The sequence below is a fragment of the Bradyrhizobium sp. Unk1 genome, assembly GCF_059512345.1.
The window spans coordinates 1-17,826 of the sequence record NZ_JCAMOP010000035.1; the positions used below are offsets into that span (position 1 = coordinate 1).

Annotated in this window: 17 protein-coding genes and 1 tRNA gene; 9 read left to right on the forward strand and 9 right to left on the reverse strand. The window is 59.7% G+C overall.

Translation table 11 applies throughout. The features are described from left to right. Positions 1–196 precede the first annotated feature (196 nt). The 7 genes from AC5ZFO_RS34410 (at position 197) to AC5ZFO_RS34440 (ending at position 4,119) form a co-directional block, all read left to right on the forward strand. Positions 197–1,495, forward strand: coding sequence for a coiled-coil domain-containing protein (locus AC5ZFO_RS34410; protein ID WP_282523358.1), 1,299 nt, complete (start codon positions 197–199; stop codon positions 1,493–1,495). A 158-nt stretch (positions 1,496–1,653) separates the two neighbouring features. After that, positions 1,654–1,728 (forward strand) — tRNA-Val (locus AC5ZFO_RS34415). Positions 1,729–1,914: 186 nt separating this feature from the next. After that, entirely contained in the window at positions 1,915–2,274 is a 360-nt protein-coding gene (locus AC5ZFO_RS34420) for a hypothetical protein (RefSeq protein ID WP_496123193.1), read from the forward strand. Between the two features lie 224 nt (positions 2,275–2,498). After that, positions 2,499–2,690, forward strand: coding sequence for a hypothetical protein (locus AC5ZFO_RS34425; RefSeq protein ID WP_496123194.1), 192 nt, complete (start codon positions 2,499–2,501; stop codon positions 2,688–2,690). Then, positions 2,687–2,983 (forward strand): hypothetical protein, encoded by a 297-nt coding sequence (locus tag AC5ZFO_RS34430; protein WP_282523356.1) that lies wholly within the window; start codon positions 2,687–2,689, stop codon positions 2,981–2,983. The genes AC5ZFO_RS34425 and AC5ZFO_RS34430 overlap by 4 nt, the downstream gene beginning before the upstream one ends. A gap of 215 nt (positions 2,984–3,198) precedes the next feature. Continuing rightward, positions 3,199–3,696 carry a hypothetical protein gene (locus AC5ZFO_RS34435; RefSeq protein ID WP_282523355.1) on the forward strand — a complete coding sequence of 166 codons (498 nt, stop codon included), beginning with the start codon at positions 3,199–3,201 and terminating at the stop codon, positions 3,694–3,696. Positions 3,697–3,918: 222 nt separating this feature from the next. Further along, complete coding sequence (locus AC5ZFO_RS34440; protein ID WP_282523354.1) at positions 3,919–4,119, forward strand: hypothetical protein; 201 nt, start codon at positions 3,919–3,921, stop codon at positions 4,117–4,119. Between the two features lie 66 nt (positions 4,120–4,185). Here the strand turns inward: AC5ZFO_RS34440 and AC5ZFO_RS34445 are convergent, their stop codons facing one another. From AC5ZFO_RS34445 to AC5ZFO_RS34475, 7 genes are all read right to left on the reverse strand, one after another. Next, a complete protein-coding gene (locus tag AC5ZFO_RS34445) occupies positions 4,186–4,398 on the reverse strand; it encodes a hypothetical protein (protein ID WP_282523353.1) in 213 nt (70 codons plus the stop codon). A 414-nt stretch (positions 4,399–4,812) separates the two neighbouring features. Beyond that, entirely contained in the window at positions 4,813–7,002 is a 2,190-nt protein-coding gene (locus AC5ZFO_RS34450; protein ID WP_282523352.1) for a hypothetical protein, read from the reverse strand. Between the two features lie 154 nt (positions 7,003–7,156). Beyond that, positions 7,157–7,408 (reverse strand): spike base protein, RCAP_Rcc01079 family, encoded by a 252-nt coding sequence (locus AC5ZFO_RS34455; protein ID WP_282523351.1) that lies wholly within the window; start codon positions 7,406–7,408, stop codon positions 7,157–7,159. 631 nt (positions 7,409–8,039) lie between these two features. Next, a complete protein-coding gene (locus AC5ZFO_RS34460) occupies positions 8,040–9,188 on the reverse strand; it encodes an HlyD family secretion protein (RefSeq protein ID WP_282523350.1) in 1,149 nt (382 codons plus the stop codon). A gap of 37 nt (positions 9,189–9,225) precedes the next feature. Continuing rightward, positions 9,226–9,702 (reverse strand): DUF3302 domain-containing protein, encoded by a 477-nt coding sequence (locus AC5ZFO_RS34465; protein WP_404979836.1) that lies wholly within the window; start codon positions 9,700–9,702, stop codon positions 9,226–9,228. A gap of 175 nt (positions 9,703–9,877) precedes the next feature. Beyond that, a complete protein-coding gene (locus AC5ZFO_RS34470) occupies positions 9,878–11,296 on the reverse strand; it encodes a DUF2252 domain-containing protein (protein ID WP_282523349.1) in 1,419 nt (472 codons plus the stop codon). A 43-nt stretch (positions 11,297–11,339) separates the two neighbouring features. Then, the gene (locus tag AC5ZFO_RS34475; protein ID WP_282523348.1) at positions 11,340–13,217 is read right to left on the reverse strand and encodes a SulP family inorganic anion transporter; all 1,878 of its coding nucleotides are present in this window, start codon (positions 13,215–13,217) and stop codon (positions 11,340–11,342) included. 124 nt (positions 13,218–13,341) lie between these two features. Between AC5ZFO_RS34475 and AC5ZFO_RS34480 the strand changes: the two genes are divergently transcribed. Continuing rightward, on the forward strand, positions 13,342–13,779 hold the full coding sequence (locus tag AC5ZFO_RS34480) for a potassium channel family protein (RefSeq protein ID WP_282523347.1): 438 nt from the start codon (positions 13,342–13,344) through the stop codon (positions 13,777–13,779). A 317-nt stretch (positions 13,780–14,096) separates the two neighbouring features. Here AC5ZFO_RS34480 and AC5ZFO_RS34485 read toward each other — a convergent pair whose 3' ends face one another. Then, positions 14,097–14,846 (reverse strand): bestrophin-like domain, encoded by a 750-nt coding sequence (locus tag AC5ZFO_RS34485; RefSeq protein WP_282523346.1) that lies wholly within the window; start codon positions 14,844–14,846, stop codon positions 14,097–14,099. 33 nt (positions 14,847–14,879) lie between these two features. After that, positions 14,880–16,217, reverse strand: coding sequence for a TAXI family TRAP transporter solute-binding subunit (locus tag AC5ZFO_RS34490; RefSeq protein ID WP_496123208.1), 1,338 nt, complete (start codon positions 16,215–16,217; stop codon positions 14,880–14,882). 324 nt (positions 16,218–16,541) lie between these two features. Between AC5ZFO_RS34490 and AC5ZFO_RS34495 the strand changes: the two genes are divergently transcribed. After that, positions 16,542–17,807: a metallophosphoesterase family protein gene (locus tag AC5ZFO_RS34495; protein WP_496123195.1), complete on the forward strand. Its 1,266-nt coding sequence runs from the start codon at positions 16,542–16,544 to the stop codon at positions 17,805–17,807. Positions 17,808–17,826 lie beyond the last annotated feature (19 nt).

Sequence of the window (17,826 nt, forward strand, 5' to 3'; positions counted from 1 at the left end):
ACGTCCAACTCCACCGCATCGCCCCAACAACGACCGGCGAGGACGCTCCATTTCGAGGTTTTTCAGCAGACTGCTAGGGCTCCCTCCTCCGGTCCGATTCCGGATTCACGTTAACAACAGGGCGGGGCTGGCTTTTTGCCGGCCCGCCATGCATTGTCTTTGGTAAATTTTTCCTTGCTTTCGGAGTTCTGGCCCCATGGTCGAACCGATCATGTACCTGGCGATCGGCTTCCTGCTCTCGATGCTGTGCGGGCTTGCCATCGTGCCGCTGGTGCATAACCGCGCGGTCCGCCTGACCACGCGCCGGCTCGAGGCCGCCACGCCGCTCTCGATGGCCGAGATCCAGGCCGACAAGGACCAGCTACGGGCCGAATTCGCCATGTCGGCGCGGCGGCTCGAGATGAGCGTCGACCAGCTCAAGAACAAGACCACGAGCCAGCTCGCCGAGCTCGGCAAGAAGAGCGACGCCATCAACCGCATGAAGATCGAGCTCGGCGAGAAGAACGCCACGATCTTCGCGCTGGAGGCGCGCGAGAAGGCGGTGAAGGAGCAGCTCCGCGCCACCGAAGAGGAATTCAACGCCAAGACCGAGGCCCTGCGCGCCGCCGAGAACGCGCTGACCGACAAGCAGGGCGAGCTCGCAAAAATCAATTCCGAGCTGTCCGACCGCTCGATGATGGCGGAGAGTCGCCAGGTCGAGCTGGTCGTGGTGCGCGCGCAGATCGAGGAACTGAAAAATCGTGTCGGCGATGCCGAGAAGGAATTTGCCGCCACGCAGGTGCGGCTGACGCAGGAGCGCTCTGACTCGGAGACCGCCTCGCGCGAGCTCGGCGACGCACGCGGCCGTGTCGAGAATCTGAGCCAGCGCGTCACCGAGCTCGATCGCCAGCTGATCGTGCAGGTCAAGGAGGCCGAGATGCTGTCCGGCCGCGTCGCCGACCTCGAAGGCCGCCTCGCCACGCAGGGCAAGCTGCTCGCCGAGCGCGACTACGAGAACAACCAGCTCCGTCAGGCCAACGAGGGCAACGATCGTACCGTCAAGGAGCTGCGCGTCGAGGTCGCGGCACTGAGCGGCGGCAAGTCGTCGGCGGCGTTCGAATCGCTCCGCGCGGAAAAGACCGCGCTGGAGGAGCAGCTGCGCACCGCGCGCGACGAGCGCGCCAAGCTCCAGCGCGACATCAACGCGATCCAGCAGCAGGCGGAGAGTTCCTGGGCGACCGAGCGCATGGAGAATGCGTTGCTGCGCGAACGCATCAACGACATCGCGGCCGAGGTCGCGAAGCTCGCGATGCAGCTCGAAGGCCCGAACTCGCCGATCGAGGCCCTGCTGGCGGCCGAGGCCGGCCAGACGGCGAAACCGGCGCCGCGCCCGGCCAACGACGCCGCCGGCAATGGCGCGGCCGCAGCCATCCTGCCCGAAGGCGGCGGAACGCTCGCCGAGCGCATCCGGGCGCTGCAGGCCCACGCCTCCCGCGCCCGCCAGCAGGGCGCATAAGCGGCCCAAACCACGGTTTCGCGTGCGAATTGCGTGATTGACGGAAGGTTTTCCGGCCTCAACGCGCCTGGAAACTTGACACCTTTGGCCGGCACTTCTAAATCGCGGGCTCCGATGTGCCGGCCGGCCGAAAGTCCGGCCGTCGGCATGATGGTCCCGGGCGCATAGCTCAGCGGGAGAGCGTTCCCTTCACACGGGAGAGGTCCAAGGTTCGATCCCTTGTGCGCCCACCATCCATCTTCCCAAGCCATACTGGTTGCGGACGATCACCCCGGCCTGACGGCTGTCGGGGCCGTCTGATCAAAAAAACGAAAACAACCCCATGCACAGTAGCCGGCGTCAGTCGGATCAATGAGTTACGACTTTTCCGAAATTAGATTGACGCGTCGGGCAACACACGGGCATGATGGCATCATGACGTGGAACGCTTCCGATGGGAGAGCCCTGCGGCGCTCGCGCCGGGCAAGCATGCCGTCGCGTTTGATTTCAAGTATGACGGTCCCGGTTTCGGCAAAGGCGGCACAGGCGTCCTGTCGGTGGACGGCATGGAAGTCGCCAAGAGGACGATCCCGCACACCATTCCATTCGTCGAGACGATCTACGAGACCTTCGATGTCGGTGTCGACACGCGCACGGGCGTGGACGACAACGACTACCAGCCGCCATTCCGGTTCACCGGCAAGATCGACAAGCTAACGGTCAAGCTGGTCCCGATGAAGGCTGCGGTGGAAAAGCTCCACCAGCAAAAGGTCCAGGAAACGATAAACAAGGCGCAGTAAGTCGCTCCGCCGAGGTTGCCTGGCACTTGGCTTTGAACTCGACATTGCGACGGTCAAGTAAAAGGGATCACTTCCGCAGACTGAGATGCCGGGGCCGTTTGGAGGTTACCTTGGCGGTAATGGGGTCGCCCAGGTGGTCACGAGCATAGGAAAAACCGGCAATCAGTTCTGTCCACTTGTGCCCAAAGCGGTATAGTTCCAGATCGGGAACGGAACCGATCGCAATGAAAGACATGCAGGCTCAGTTGGAAAAGCTCCGCACGGATCCTGCCGAGTGCGCCTTGATCCGCGATCTGGCAACTGAACCCAAGAAGCGAGAACTGTTCACCAAGCTGGCCGAGCATCTAAAAATCCTGGCCGACGAGGTTGAACGAGCCATTGCGGCGGCGGGACCTGAGCTGAAGCGGAAGGAATGACCGAACGAGGCTGGGGTCGGCGTTTCGAGGATCCGATCAGGATCGGAGATAGCGTACTGGTGACGCTGCTCGACCCTGGCGAATACATCACTGCTTTGCCGAAGAAGGAGCACAACGCGCCCGAATGGCAAGCCGCGATGGAGGCCTTGATCCTGGTGGCGGAAGGTGGCGGCCCGACGATGTTTGCCCGCATCGGAGTCATGCGAGCATTGAACCGCCATTACGTCCCGAAGCTTAACCCCAAGGGAAAAGAACCGCATTGGGGCCGGCGCAGGCTGAAGAGAGATCAATAAGAGGCCGCGTCAGTTCGCGGCCTCAAAGCTTGAACAATAAGATTGCCACTAGGACGACGGGTAAAAGCCCGACCAAGCAAATGAAAAACCGGAATACCCATTCCTCACGCATCACCTAGCGTAACTGGGGCTATTTTCTTTGGCATGTGCAGTCTGTGCCACTGGCCGCCAACCCAGTGCGGCCACCCCGGAGTCAAACTGAGGCGGAGGGCTCCATGCCGCACGTTGAGAAGGTCAAGCACGTCGTTCAGATCGAACGTTGGCGTTTCGACTACATGTTCGGTATCGATGAAACGAGCCACCGAACCGGTCCTTATTACGATATCCGACACATTCAGTTTGCAGGGCCTATTCTCGAACCGAAGGGCGTGTTGAAGGCCACTCACGGCGAGGTCATCTGCTTCCCTGACAACCGTCTGATTGGAGCGTCAGAGCAGCCTATCCGAAAGTTTGGGGACAGGCTCGGCTCGCCGAAGCCGCAGGAAAAGATTCGACCCGCTGGGCGCGTCTCGTACCGCGGCAAGAACTACTCCGCTCATCTGGACTTCCCGAGCGACATGCTCCACCCGATCCTCACGATGCTGTCGGCCGGCAGATACCGCTACGTGATCTTCGAGGCTGCCAAGGGTTCGCGGGATGCGGAGATCTACAACTTCTATTTTTCCGATCGTAAGGACGAAGACGATTCCGCGGCCGGTTGGGATGATGTCTGAAGCCCAGAATTGCGCCGCGGAAGGCGCGCTTTGAACTTTCGGAAATTTCCGACACCACGATAACGCCCCCTAGATTGATTTGCCCCGGTTCCTGGGGAATGATGCCGGCTCCTTGGGCAGTCACCAGGTTTTCGCGTGCTGTCCGTATTTAACCACCAGATGTCCTAATTGATTGAATGACGTGAAATAGGCCGCTAATTTATTTTATAGGAGGAGCCCCGCATGTGGACCCTGGTTTTCATCACGGCTTTGGTGGGAATCCCCCCGACCAACGGAGTTCACTCTACGGTCACAACCTTCAAGTTCGACACGCAAGAACAATGCGATGTTGCGGCTAAACAATTGAACATCCCGAAGCCGTATCTGACTCAGCGGTCTGCGGCGATCATCGTGTCGACTGAGTGCATTGTGGGCGCGAAGTAGGACACTCCACGATTCAGCTTGGAATGCTGACGCCTAAATACGGACAGCACCTATGGGAAGCGCCAGCTAGGCGATCTCAAGCGGCTTACGAACCGCCTCGACCAGCGCATATCCCGCGGCCGTCAGATGAATGCCGTCAGGGAGGAAATAGGCACGGATCGGGATGATGCGGGCTTTGAATGGTGTCGAGCCGGGGTCGACTATGGTGAAGGTGCCGCCGAAGCTGATTAGAACATCGCGATCGAACCGTAGAAGTACCGAGTTGCTTGCGCGGCGCAACTTGGAGTAGCCATAAGCTTTGCTCGGGATATTTCAGCTTATGCCTTTGGAAAAAGTCATCTACGCAGCATGCGTTGTGGCGATTGCGGCGGCGCTCTGGTACATCGTCCGGCCGCTAAACGCAGAGGAAGACGAGCGGATCGCAAAGCTCAGCCGGTTTCAACGATGGAAAGAGCACGTCGATAACTGGTGGAACAGACAGTATTAGGCCGCTAGAATCTTCGCCTGATCGATCGCAGGAAAAGCAAGCATGGACGCATCCCACATCTCTTCTGCCCTCATGAGCGATAATTTCTATTGCCCATCGGTTTGGGACCAAGCCGCCAAATCTGCTTATACAGAGTGGCTTGCTCGGCAGCCGGAGTCGCACCCGTCGAAGAGAGATCCGACTCCCTGGAACCGAGAGCAAACGCGCTAGAACATTCGCAGATTGAACGCGATCACATCCCCGGTCGTGGTCGACCCGCTGAACGTAGCGCTCGTGGTCGTATAAGCGGTCTGCAAATGAGCGTTGGCAGGCGTAGTCTTGTCGAACGCCGACCCGACGTAGCCGTTCTCAGCGATGATATTGGACGTGCCGAACGGCGTCACGACCACAGTGCATGTGCCAGTGACATTCGAGGTATAGGTGCCGATATCGCCGTTCCCGGTGGGAGTGGTGCCGTTGCCGGAGATCGACGGCGCCGGCATGCCTTTATTGCCCTGGAAGATGCCAGTGATGGTGCCGAGCGCACTCACGCCAGCGCTGGCATTACCGGTGAAGTCGTTGTCAGCAACGAGCGCGCCGGTGACGGCGACGCCACTGGCGATCTGCAACCCAAACTGCTGCATCCCGGTGCCGTTATCATAGCAGCGATTGCCGCTGATGATGGCGCCGGTCTGAGGCGTTGCAAAGAGAATACCAGCGCGATTGCCGCCGACCGTTCCATTGTTGAAACAGGTGTTGTTCTGGATGGTCCAGTTTGTATTGGCCGTGGCAGGTCCGAGGGTGGAGCAGATGCCAGCGCCAGCATTGCCGAAACAGACGTTGTTTCGGATGTTGACGTTGTTCATCGCGCGGCTGGTGCCGTCCGCGTTGTTGTTGATCGCGATACCGCCCGTTGTCGACCTGCCCCCCTGCGTCACGAAGTTACCGTCAACTATGATGTCTTTGGAGCCGGCCGTCAGCAGGTAGATGGGGGTACCCATGCCGATGACGGTATTGTCGGCGATGCGCAGCGTCTGGCCGCCGCCAGTGTTGAAGGTGGTCTTGTCGCCCGCCGCCATGCCGATGCCGACGAACTGCGTCGTGTTGGCCGATGGCCCCTTGATCACGTTGCCGATGATCTGCGAGCCCCAGCCGCCCGCGTCTTGGATGCCGTAAACCATGGTATTGTTGGGCTGGAAGGCGTCATAGTAGATGTAGTTGCCGATAACGATCGCGTTGTCATCGCTGATCGTCGGGTTGGCTGACGTGGTGAAGAAATTTTCCCACATAACGCCGAAGCAGCCGGAATTGAAAATCTGATTGTTCGAAACGATGAAGCTTTCCGGGTCGCGCACATTCTCATTGAGCAAGAGCGCGATTGAGCCGCCCCCAGTCACACCGAGCCGTGCGCAATTCTCGAAAAGACAGCCAGTGATCAGCAGCCGCTGCGGATTGTCTACGCCAAGGCAGGTTGCCGGCGTGCCTACGAACTTGACGTCCCTGATGGTGACGTTGCGATTCATCACCAATCGCATCGCAGTGCCATTGTAGTTGTACGGACTGTCGATCGCCGCGCCCATGTCGATGGCGAATTTCTCGAAATTGCAGTCGTGCAGCGCCGCGGAATGAGCGCCATGGATGGAGTAGATCACGGCCCGGTTACCGGCGGTATCTGCCATCGAATTCGGCGAGGCCCAGCGAAGAACGCTGGCGGAACGGCTCTGTCCGGTCAGGCTGACATTGGACGGCCAGTTGCCGCTATTGTAAGCGACCGGGTTGATCTGGGTCGTGATCATGCTGGTGCCGTTACCGAGAACAACCAGGCCGCCGCCGTTCGTGCCGGCCGCGACGACAGCAGCGCCGATAGCCGCGGAGTCATCCGTGCCATAATACGCCCGCGTTGCCGTTACCGTGGTTGAAGCAGCTACGTTTAGCGTGGCCGTGCCCGCCCCTGCGCTCAAGATCGATGTGGGGACCTGATTGATGAAGGTCAGCGAGACGTTACCCGTGCCGCTTGCTTCCACCTCTTGGTTGAAGAACACGCGAGCGTTGGTCGTATCGACCGCAACAACGTAGGCACCAGCCGGAACGTTGGTACCCACCACGCTCTGCAAGGGCGCAATGCCCGTGGTACTGGCAAGGCCGGTGATCACTCGGCTTCCGCTGGCCGTATTGCCCGTCGTGGTCACGCTGGTGCCGATGTAGGCGTTGATGACTTTGCCGACGTCAGCGGCCGTAAAGCTTGAGCTGGTCACGTTCGCGCTGCCGTTCGTGGCGCCGAGATCGGTGACAGTCTTACCGTCGACTTTGGCGCCGTAGTCCTTGACGTTGAAAACGTCGGCAAAGCGGTCGCCAAGGGTGCGGGTGGTCGGGCTTCCAGTGGCCTTGATCGAGGCTAGTGCGAGATTAGTTGCCATTGTTTAATGCCCCGAGTCGTCGGTGAAAGATGTCACACCATTGTCGTCAACAAACGACGTGACGCTGTTGTCGTCGATGAAGTTTCCGTTGCCACTCCCTGGCCCTGTCTCAAGGACAGCGCGGCTGGTGAGTGAAAGACCGAGCCCCGGCATCTCAGTACAGAGCCCAAACGTCGGCCGCGCTGCCGAAGGTGACTTTCGTAACGCGCAACGGGTTGTAGCCTGCCTGCAACGGGATATTAGTGGCCGTATTCCCCTCGGAATCGATCACGGTAGCCGTGCCTGCGGTGCCGACTAAGAGGCAGCGGCAAGGGCCGGCCGGAAGGTCGACGTCGCTCGATACCTGAGCGACTTTTACGGCCGGCGAATCCAAGCCATTGCCGTATCCAGCAAAGCGATCAGCCATTGTCAGTTCTCCTTCAGGTCATGCCGCCAGGCAGGAAGCAACGAACGGCCCGGTGGCCGATCAGGTAGATCAGCCATTTTGCGGCCGGTTGTCCTCATTCATTCGACCGAAACCCGCGCGGTGCCACCCATGCCGATCGCGTTCACCCCTGCCCGTCCGAGGTCCACACAGCGGCCTTTGACGAACGGGCTAACTTGCTCCGTCGGGCAAAACAGGGGCATGATGGCATCGCTCAATCGCCTTGGCGCGTCAGCTTCTTGTTTTGCGCATGATCTCTCGTCGTCATTGCGAGCGCAGCGAAGCAATCCAGAGTCTTTCCGCGGAGGCAGTCTGGATTGCTTCGCTGCGCTCGCAATGACGGAGCGAGGGGCGAGACCGCACCGGCTGACGCGCGCGCCACATCCACCAAGGCTGGACCGTAGCCACGACGTCCGAGGCACGAGAGGCAAATGAGCTGTGCTCTGGTCGGAAAACCGCTTCGCACTCTTCCGGAGCAAGCCTTAAGCGACCCGGTCCGGCCGCCAGGCCGCGTAGAGGCAGTGCTGAGCGATTGGCCGTGGCGACTTCAAAAATTTGATGCAACGCGTTTGCCGCCGCCGAGCCGAGAAGTGCTGTGTGCGTCATCGATCTTCTAGAGGCTTTCCGGGAAGACGTAGTTTTTCCAGCTGCGCATACGCAGAAGGATTTTTCGCAGCAACGAAAGCTCATGAAAATGTTCAGTATAGATGGCGGCTTCGGCTGCCGAACCGAGTGGCAGCTGATAACCTGAGGTGTCATCGACGAGGTCAAAAACGACCAAAGCCCGATCTGCGGGCACCTCCGCCCCCCCAGGATTCAGTAGCGTGCCCGTGGTTTGAAGCTGGCCACCGGCAATCGCATCAATCACAAGGCGGACCTTGGCCTTGAAGACGCGACCGGGTATGGCCTTGAACAGAACCTCGGCCTCATCGCCAGCACGAACGCGCTGCAAAGCGTTTTGCTGAAACGCGGCCGCCAAAGACTGATCCTTCTGGCTGTCGTTAACGAAAATCGCCGCTGGACGGAATGGCGCCGGAACCACATACACGCCGGGCCGCAGTGCCAGCTCGGTGACAAAGCCGCTGGTGGGTGCGCGAACAACGGTCTGGTCCAGATCGTATTGCGCATCGGCAAGCTCATTGCGCAAACGCACGATGGCTGAGTGTTCACCGTCAACTGTCGCGCCATACGCTTGCCGGGCACGATCTTCCGCAGCAACAACCTCGGCCGTGGCTTGTTTTGACGCATCCAGATTGCGTGTCGCGGTGTCGAGCGTGGCCTGCGCGACAACGTTCTGCTTAAACAAGTAAGACTGCCGGTCGTAGTTTTCCTGGGCAAGCTGCAGTTGGGCCTTTGCCTTCGCGGTCGCCGCTGAGGCTTGATCAACTGACGCCTTGAGCTGGGCAACACTGGCCTCCGCGTCCGCCAGCCCCGCCCGCTTTTGCTCGACGATATATTCGTAAGGCTTGGGATCGATCTTGAAGAGAACTTCTCCGGCTTCGAGGTGCTCGTTGGTACGGTTCGCGACCGACACTTCGACCACCCGGCCTTTAACGGACGGTAATATCGGCACAGTGGTGAAATAAATTCGCCCGTTGGTTGAAAACGGGTGGTTGTAGGCCATCGTGATGAACAGCAGCGAAAGCCCGAAGATGCCACCGAGCGCAGCCGTCACAAGCGTCCATTGATTGACCGGGATTCTGAAAATCTTGAAGATGGCAACGCAGATCGCCACGTAGGTCAAGGTGAGCAAGATTTCCATTGGTGGCCTCCCGCTCCAAGCTTCGAGAGCACGTCAGTTATCGTCGGCCGCCTCGGCTCTCCAAAGCTACCGCATCTGTCGCAGGAGCGCTCCCCTCGGCAGCCGAGATCGCTGGTCCCGATTGCCCCACCGTAGGCCGAGGCTGTTCTTTGTTCGATTGAGCTGCTGGATCCCTGTTCTCTAGCCTTGCTTCGATCTCCGTCATTCGGCGCCTGAGCGCCTCGAGCTCGGCCACCGCCTCCTGCGGTGAGGCCGGCTCACCCGGCTTTTGACCGAAGCCCCAGCCTCGATCCGGCCGATACATCATTGCCCAAATCCAGAGGAACGGCCACAGCAGGTGCAGCATGAACAGGCTGATCCAGCCTGCGGCGTGGATCGCGTCCTGATGCGGATGATGACGCGCGTGAGCGATCCGAGCCGGAATGTCGTGGATCGCGATGATGCCGTAGACCAGCACGATCACCACGAAAAACAGCAAGCCAAGTGCGAAATAGTTCAGGAATGGATCTTCCATGCTATTCTCACATTTGGACCGATCAGCAACTCCGGCGCAATGTGCCCCTCTAGCAAGACTTCTCCCGAAATTCCCGGCATCCCTTGATCTAGATCAAGAATCGCCCTTGCCGATGCCGAAGGAAGCGGCGTGGGTGGACGCCATCAGCAGCCATTGCGCGTTATCGGCTTCATGCTCAGGCGCCTTTGACGGCGACAATCTCTCCCTTTCGCACCGCAGCCTTGAGCGCGGCATGATCGCGCTCCGCCTGGTCCGCATAAGCCAGCGCGAATTGTCCCATGGCTATTTCGAATGCATCGTTTGAAGATCCGAGATAGCCGCTGATCGTCGCCGATATCTCGCTGGCCTTCGCATGCGCGCGAGCGAGTACCCAGCCGCACGCCTGCGCATAGGCGTCCAACATCCCGGCATTGAACGTCTCTACCAAGGGCTTGATCTTGGCATCGTGCAATTGGCGGACATAGAACTGTCGTCCGTTGGGCGCGGTGACCCAGCCGAGAAAAATGTCCGAGGCCGGCTGCATCAGACGTTGTCCTATCACAACGCGCTGCCCATGATGGCCGAATGTGCTTTTTCCGGCGTAAGGCTCGAGCACAGAGCTCACCGCTTCCTTGAATTGCAAGAACAGAGGGTGGTTTCCCTCGGACATCAGCAGGGCGATCCAGCATCTGCGGCCCACGCTGCCCACGCCAACCACCTTGATGGCCACATCAACGAGCCGATAGCGATCGAGCAGCATCCGCCGATCATCAGCCAGCGATTGTCGGTAAGCGTGAAGGAGCTGTTCAAGTGTCGCTTCAGCTTCGGGGGCACTGATCGATCCCGGATGAAAAATCAATGGCGGTTGATCCGTAATGCGGATCTGCCCGGCAACGGAGCCCGCGAGCTTGGGAAGGTCAAATTCCGAACCGCTTCGGCCCGCCGCCTTCTCGATCCGCTTCCTGACGCTCCGTTGCAATGCCTTTGGCAAGGAGTCGATGAAGTCGGACGCTTTGGTTTCGGCATACCAGACTGCAAGCGGGTCCATGTCGGCGAATTCACGCATATGTTCGCGATATCTGCGCGCGCAATTGACGGCACAGTCGCAGCCACGAGCATCGGACAATCCGTTCGATCTGGCAGCAAGCACGATCGATGCGACAAGCCTCTTGACGTCCCACTCCCACGGCCCCCGGGAAGTCTCATCGAAGTCGTTGATGTCGAAGATGATGCTTCGTTCAGGTGTGGCGAATCCGCCAAAATTGAGAAGGTGACAATCGCCGCACGCTTGTACCTCTAATCCAGTGATTGGCGTTCGCGCCAGGTCAGCCGCCATGATGCCGGCCGAGCCCCGATAGAAGGCAAACGGCGATTGCAGCATTCGGCCATACCGGATCGGTATGAGCTTTTTCAACCGATCATCGTCTGACTTGCGCAGAAGCTCGATCGGGTCCGCTCGTCCCTTAATGCCATTCCAGTGCCCGTGCTGCTCGCGCGGGACCTTGTCGCGCAACGCCTTGCCGGCTGCTATCCGCTCGTCGGGCGAGACGATATGCAAAGCATGCGCGGCGCCAGGAGAGGGCGTAGGTTCGACGATGTGTCTTGTACGTTCCATGTCAGGTGGCTTCAGTTCAACGGTTATGTCCTCTCATGGCGCACTAACCAACGTCAGCTTGCTGCTGCCAGGCGCGCACGCCATCTGTGGCGCGATCATAAAAATTCCCCGGTCCCACAATTGCCTCGACCCCAGCACGCTTCATGCCATCTCGAACAGCATCGCGCATCCGGACAAAGCCGACGCTAATGCCCATCTTCTGCAGCTCGTTGATGAGACCGAGCAGTTCATCTCCTCCACTGACGTCGATGAAGTTGACCGCGGCGCAATCCAGAAGCACGCGTTTGACGTCTGGCCGCGCGGCCAGTGCGGCTTTCAAAGCCGTGCTGATGTGGCCGATGCTCGCAAAAAAGAGGTCGCCGCCCGCTCCCCAGATCATTAGCCCGGGAAATGTTACTGCCTCGGGATGGCGTTGCACGCTGCGATAGGCCTCGGTGCCCGGAAGTTGTCCGAGCTCCGCTCCCCTTGGATGGCTCGCAAGATAGATCAACGTCAGCAGCGACAGCACGACTCCCAGGGCAATGCCCTGGAGCACCCCCAGAGTCAGCTCGCCGAGGATGACAATCACACAATTTGCAAACGACCAGCGGCTTCGAACGAACAGCTCGCGCAGGTAGCTGGGCTTGGTCAGATGCAACATCGCTGCAATGACGATGGCCGCGAGCGCCGGCTGCGGCATGTTTCGGAACAGAGGGGTCAAAAAGATGAGCGTAAGGAAGCTAAAGACCGCCGCGACCAGGTTCGCGAGCTGGCTGCGTGCGCCCGCGGACGTGGCTACAGAAGTCTTCGACAGGCTGCCTACAACGAGAAATCCGCCGAAAAGCCCGCTCAGAATGTTGGCAGGTCCGTGCGCAACCAGCTCCTGGTTTGGATCGATCTTGCCGCCGCTCTGCAGGGCGGCAGCCTTGGCAGCGCCGAGTGCCTCGGCGTAGCCGACCAGCACGATGGCGAGTGCGCCTGGCACAAGTTCGGTCAATGTCGAGATCTCCAGATTCGGCGCCGTCAAATGAGGCAAGCCGGATGGGAGATGGCCGGCCACGTGCACACCTGTGGCCTCTCCGCCGAGCAGTCCGATCACGATTGTCGCCGTGACCATGACGACTAGAGCCGCCGGCACCGCAGGCGCCATGTGGCGGAGCACCAGCATAGCGACGAGCGACAGGATGCCGGTTACCACAGCCGCAACTGAAGCGTCCGGCAAGTGCTGCAAGACATGCCAAAGCTTCGTGAAAAAGTTGCCCGATGCGCCGCTGATGCCGAGCAAATGCGGCACCTGCCCGATGATGGTGACGTACACGAGCCCTTCGATAAAGCCACGCATCACCGGTGTGGGAATGAAGCTCGCGACCCACCCCATGCGCATGATTCCAAAAGAGAGGAAGAAGAATCCGATCAGGACGGCGAGCGTGGAGGTCAGCGAGTTGAATTCCGCCGTTCCCTGCGTGGCGATCGCGCCGATAGTCACTGCGGAGATCAGGCCTGTTGCGGTGTCCGGTCCCACCACGAGCTGCCGCGACGTACCGAGCAGCGCATAGGCGAGTAGCGCCGGCACGATCGTATAGAGGCCCATGATCGGCGGCACGCCGACAATGCCGGCATAAGCCATGCCCTCGGGCACCATGACGGCCCAAAGCGCGAGGCCGGCGAGAACATCGGGCAACAGCCAATCGCGTCGATAGCCGGGTGCCCAATCCAGGATCGGCAGTAACCTGTGAGCTACAGATGCAGCGCTGGAGTTGGCCATAGTGTCCGACCTGCCGCGCATGAGGTGCTCTATTGCATTTGCTCCCCGAACCGGAACGTTGATTGAGATCAAGACTGCTGGCTCGATTTCTAGACCAGCCCCGACCGCTGCAATTGGATAATTGGTTAAGATCGCTGACCAATCTCGATCGTGAAAGCAGGCGGGCGGCGTGGCCACGACAAGTCACCGACATAACCGCGAACAGCCGCAAACGGCTAAGGCCGATGTCAGCCGTAGCGGGCGATAGCCAGGTTCAGACTGACAGTCTTGCACGGGGTGAAATACAGCGGGAGAAACTGTGATGTTCCGTCAACTGCTGATAGGCACTGTCGTGAGTGCCTGTAACATTACGATCCATGCATTGATAATGGTTATGCTGGTTCAGATCGCGCAAAGGACGCGCACGATGTCCCCCTCGCGACCGTCGTTGCGCTTGATCGCAGTCATGATCGCGACCGTTTCGATCTTGATGGCTTCTCACGCTTCGGAAGTCATCGTCTGGTCGCTGGCCTATGAAAGACTCGATGCCGCGCCGACTGGTACCGATCTTACGTACTTCGCATTTGTGAACTACACGACGCTCGGATATGGCGACGTGGTACCAGTTGAGCATTGGCGGCTGCTCGGACCGCTTACCGCAATGAACGGCGTACTGCTGTTTGGCTGGTCAACAGCCGTCATTTTCGAGGTTATGCGTCGAACGATGCATCGCGACTTTGAAGATGTAGCGGTCGAGTGACGGCTTCGCCTGCCTTGGATCGAACCGAGCCCATCTGCTATGGACCAAGTGAGCTTGGGGGCGTTCACTGGTACAAGACGCAGGCGCCTCCCTGCCATCGCACACACCTGCGGACGGCGCGGCGGGTCTGGCGGATGGTGGTTCTTGCCACGCACACACCGTTCACCATTGTCCTGCCCGGACCGCAGCCGACGGCAATTTGCGAAATCATGCCGTCCGGCCGAGGAATCGGCGCGGGCGTCATAGCCTGCGCGAATGTCGCGACCGACAAGGCGAAGCCAGTCGCTCTGGCCGGCAACCTCGATCATGCGAATGGCTTAGGGACCGAGCGGCGTGAGGGCGCTGCGCAGTGGCGCGCTGGAAATCTGCATCAAACCCGCAAATGGCTGACCCAGTTCCAGGACCAGGTAGATCGCCCCGGCGGCCGACAGTGCAAAAACGAACAGCGAGCCGAAAACGGTTGCGCTGGGTTTGGCAAACAGGCCGAAGCTTCCAAAGATGATGGTGAGCCAGAAAATCAGCACCACCAGGAACGGCATAGGGATCGAGTTGTTCGTCTGTGCGAACAGCAGCAGGCGGATCTGCGCAATGTCGGTGGCGACCTGTATGGCCCTGGCTTGCACGGAGCGCTGGGAATCGTTTTGCGGCGAAAGCTGCTGAAGCTTCGCATAGAATGCGTCGCTTGCGGCGCTCGCCTCGAAGGGGTTCGCCTTGGCAACCTCGGAACTTTTCTCGCGCCACATTCGATCGGCTAAAACAACGATGGTGCGCCGTAACAGATTGCGTTCGTCGTTCGTCTCCGGTCCGTACTGCGCCAGCAGATTGTCGAGCAGGACAACACTACTCGTCATCTGCGTGACTTGAGTGCTCTGCGTATCGTAGGAGCCCTTCGCCGAGGCGATCAGCAGGCCGAGGACAAGCGCGGCTATCGTCCCGATGAGGCCCGTGCCCAGCCTGACCACATCCTTGTCATCCGTGCTCAGGTGATGCCCAGGAAGGAACATACCGAGCAGGGCACCGCCTGAGATGCATAGAAACGTGACGCACGATAGCGCGATTGCATTCATGGTTCACCAGTGTGTTGCGAGGCGTGACGTGACTTAGCGCTGTGTCGCCTTCGCCGCGGAGGCAACCGCGGGTCCCCTGGCGATCAATGTGCGTCGGTCGTGAATCAAGTTCTCCAGCCGGTGGGCTGCCACGTTCAATGTGGCATCATCCACCGCGCTCTCGTCTCCAGCAGCGGATTTGGCGCGCTCCGCTTTTAGAATGCCGTCGATTTCGTCTTCGATATCCGAAAGTTCAGCCTCTGTATCGACCTTCCGAATCCGGCGCGCCAGGGCGTAGAGAGAATCGAGCGGACCTTCGGCTGCGCGGCTGCCGACGCCCAGGAATTTCCACGCCGCCGCAAGCATGGTGGCAGCGCCACCCAGTATCATCGGCGTCAAATAGATCCAGTTGCCGTACTCATCCATGAAGCTTTGCGTGGTGCTGTTGTAGACGGCTGCCGCGCCAGGGTGCAGCGGAAGGTAGGCATCCTGGTCGGTGCTGGGCGCGGTGATCTGCGCGAAAATCGGCTGCTCGCGCAGCAGATTCCTGCGCGCGCTCATGATCGCCTCCGTGAGGTCGGTTACCAGATCAGTGCCAAGCTTCTTTTGCGCAACCAGGTATAGCGAGGTCCTCAGGGTCGTCAGGTCATCTTCCGGGACCGGCGGCGATCCCCGCAGTGTGCCCTTCGGGACGTCGAAGCTTTCAAAAGCGCGCTCATTCTCTGCAATTGCCCCTGCGGACTCGATCGAGATCAGTACCGGGGTCTTTTTACGGTCGAGCTGAAAAAATCCGCGAACGAGCGAGAGGTATTTTTCGGCGAGCGGGATCACGACAAGTAGGGCACCGACTTGTTTCGACTGGATGGCTTGCCGGACATCCGTCAAAGCAAGGTTCTTGAAGACAACTTTTGCGCCCGCCAGATCGTATCCCTTGGTCAACACATCGACAATTTTGGCGTTCACTGCTCCGCCGACCACGCCGACCGTGCGTCCCTTCAGGTTAGCTATGCTGTCGATGGACGATCCCGGCGGCGCGATGATCAGTACGACCATATGGCTGACGACGACGACGGCTTGCGCCTGCGACAAGTCGCCGACATCGCCGCGAACCACAGCGAGATCGACCTTGCCCGCGGAGAAAGCCGCAGCGGCCTCGAGCGCTGTGCCGGTGTCGAGGACCTTGAGCCGGACCGGCGCGTTCGCTGAAACGAACTCGCCTGCCATCGCTGACATTGCCTTGGCTGCCTCGCCGTCGAGCGACCCGACCGCCACAGTCAGCGTTACCGGGCGGCTGTAGTACCGATAGGCAATAAGACCTGCGCCTGCTGCAAAGGCGGCGACGCCGACGAGCAGGAAAAAGCGAAGCCACAGCGGCAATTTCATCGACATCATGCTCGCCACCTGTGGGTTCGCCACGTCCTTGCCGCTGTATTTCTGCACACCTGCGATGCCCGCAAACGTCCGCGGCCAGAATAGCTGCCAGCCGCCGCTCTACGTGCTCGCTGCTACGGCAGATGAAGGCGTTGATCTATATCAAGCTTACCCACCGCTGAAGGTCTACGGGAAACGGCCGGCAAATCGGGCTGTTTGGCGCGCCCTATGCGGCGGCTCATTCCCTCTCCTCGATCAGGGGTGATCGTCATGCAATCCTCTTGGCCTAACGAGCCCAGTCGTCGCCTGGTTCTAGGCGCACTTGCGGCGCTCCCAGCATTCTCCATGCCGGTCGTTGCCAACGCGCAGGCCCAAACAACAACCGCGCAAGCACCCGTTTCCATTGGGGGCGGCTTTTCATTCGCTGCGGTCGGCGATACCCGACCGATGATGTACCTCCCGTTGAAAGAGGGACAACCGGACCTCAGCAAGTTCTTCGTCGAGATGTTCGGATTGGTCATGCCGGAGAAGGTCGCCGAGGCCGTCGTGGCGAAGGATGTGAGGATGATCTTCGATCCGGTCACAAAGGACCTGGTCAAGGTCGTCATGCCGTTCGCATCCAAGACGGAAGTGATGACCCTGACGGTCGATAAAGGTTGGGTCACCGAGGCTTCCGTTGAAGACGTGAAACTGCTTCCCGGAGTGCATCGAACCATGTTCCGGCTTCAGGGCGGCGAATGGGTGACGCGCGAAATCGTCAAGGACGTTCAGTCCGGTCGCGCCAAATTCGTGGTCAATAGTGGTGACGCCGTGTGGTGGGGCAATCAGGGCTTGACCGTGAGTGACAGCCCATACTGGAAGCGCGTGAACGAAACAATGTTGAAGAAGCTACCGGCGCCGGACGACGAGATGCGCGCGGCCGGTCTGGATGGGCGCTTTTTCATGAGTGTAGGTAATCATGAGGTGTGGGCCGACCCAAGGATTGAGGGCGTACTTTCGGCTGTGCCGTATCTGAAAAAATTCGGCGTCACCCCGGAAAACCTCATCTACAAATTCGACTTCAAGGGCACCCGCTTCATCTATCTCTGGAGTGGCAAGTACGATTACCGTTCGCCGTCGCTGTGGGACGCTGATCGGCCAAAATATGCCGAGCAGATGACCCAGCTTCAAAAGTGGATGGACGAGGCGAAGGCCAATGGCATTCGGAAGACGTTCATCGTCTTCCACTATCCCGTGTTTGCGCGGTCAGGCTTAGGCCCGATCCCCGCTCCCGATAACCCGCACAAGGTGATTGCATCGTATGCCAAGGACATGGAGGTGATCGTGTTGAACGGGCACGTCCACACCACGGAAATCTACGATGTAGATGGGGTCAAGTATCTGATGTTGGGCGGCGGTGGCGCAGAACAAGACCCAATCCTACCGGGGCGAACCAGCATCAAGGTGCCCGCCGACTACCCGCGGGACCTTTACTGGAAGGGCCAGCCTCCGCAAGAGGAGTACAACTACGTGCTGGTGGACGTTGAACCCGGCCAGAAGACAAAGTTCACCCTCAATCGCTTCCGGCCGTGGTCGGCGGAGCCATTCGGGACTGAGGAACTCTTCACGTGACAGCAGCGGGCAATAGGCC

Coding starts and splice junctions, on each gene's coding strand:
- AC5ZFO_RS34465 (WP_404979836.1), bottom strand. CDS start 9,702: ATGGAAGATCCATTCCTGAACTATTTCGCACTTGGCTTGCTGTTTTTC.
- AC5ZFO_RS34470 (WP_282523349.1), bottom strand. CDS start 11,296: ATGGAACGTACAAGACACATCGTCGAACCTACGCCCTCTCCTGGCGCC.
- AC5ZFO_RS34480 (WP_282523347.1), top strand. CDS start 13,342: ATGTTCCGTCAACTGCTGATAGGCACTGTCGTGAGTGCCTGTAACATT.
- AC5ZFO_RS34430 (WP_282523356.1), top strand. CDS start 2,687: ATGACCGAACGAGGCTGGGGTCGGCGTTTCGAGGATCCGATCAGGATC.
- AC5ZFO_RS34495 (WP_496123195.1), top strand. CDS start 16,542: ATGCCGGTCGTTGCCAACGCGCAGGCCCAAACAACAACCGCGCAAGCA.
- AC5ZFO_RS34410 (WP_282523358.1), top strand. CDS start 197: ATGGTCGAACCGATCATGTACCTGGCGATCGGCTTCCTGCTCTCGATG.
- AC5ZFO_RS34460 (WP_282523350.1), bottom strand. CDS start 9,188: ATGGAAATCTTGCTCACCTTGACCTACGTGGCGATCTGCGTTGCCATC.
- AC5ZFO_RS34485 (WP_282523346.1), bottom strand. CDS start 14,846: ATGAATGCAATCGCGCTATCGTGCGTCACGTTTCTATGCATCTCAGGC.
- AC5ZFO_RS34440 (WP_282523354.1), top strand. CDS start 3,919: ATGTGGACCCTGGTTTTCATCACGGCTTTGGTGGGAATCCCCCCGACC.
- AC5ZFO_RS34450 (WP_282523352.1), bottom strand. CDS start 7,002: ATGGCAACTAATCTCGCACTAGCCTCGATCAAGGCCACTGGAAGCCCG.
- AC5ZFO_RS34490 (WP_496123208.1), bottom strand. CDS start 16,217: ATGATGTCGATGAAATTGCCGCTGTGGCTTCGCTTTTTCCTGCTCGTC.
- AC5ZFO_RS34435 (WP_282523355.1), top strand. CDS start 3,199: ATGCCGCACGTTGAGAAGGTCAAGCACGTCGTTCAGATCGAACGTTGG.
- AC5ZFO_RS34455 (WP_282523351.1), bottom strand. CDS start 7,408: ATGGCTGATCGCTTTGCTGGATACGGCAATGGCTTGGATTCGCCGGCC.
- AC5ZFO_RS34425 (WP_496123194.1), top strand. CDS start 2,499: ATGAAAGACATGCAGGCTCAGTTGGAAAAGCTCCGCACGGATCCTGCC.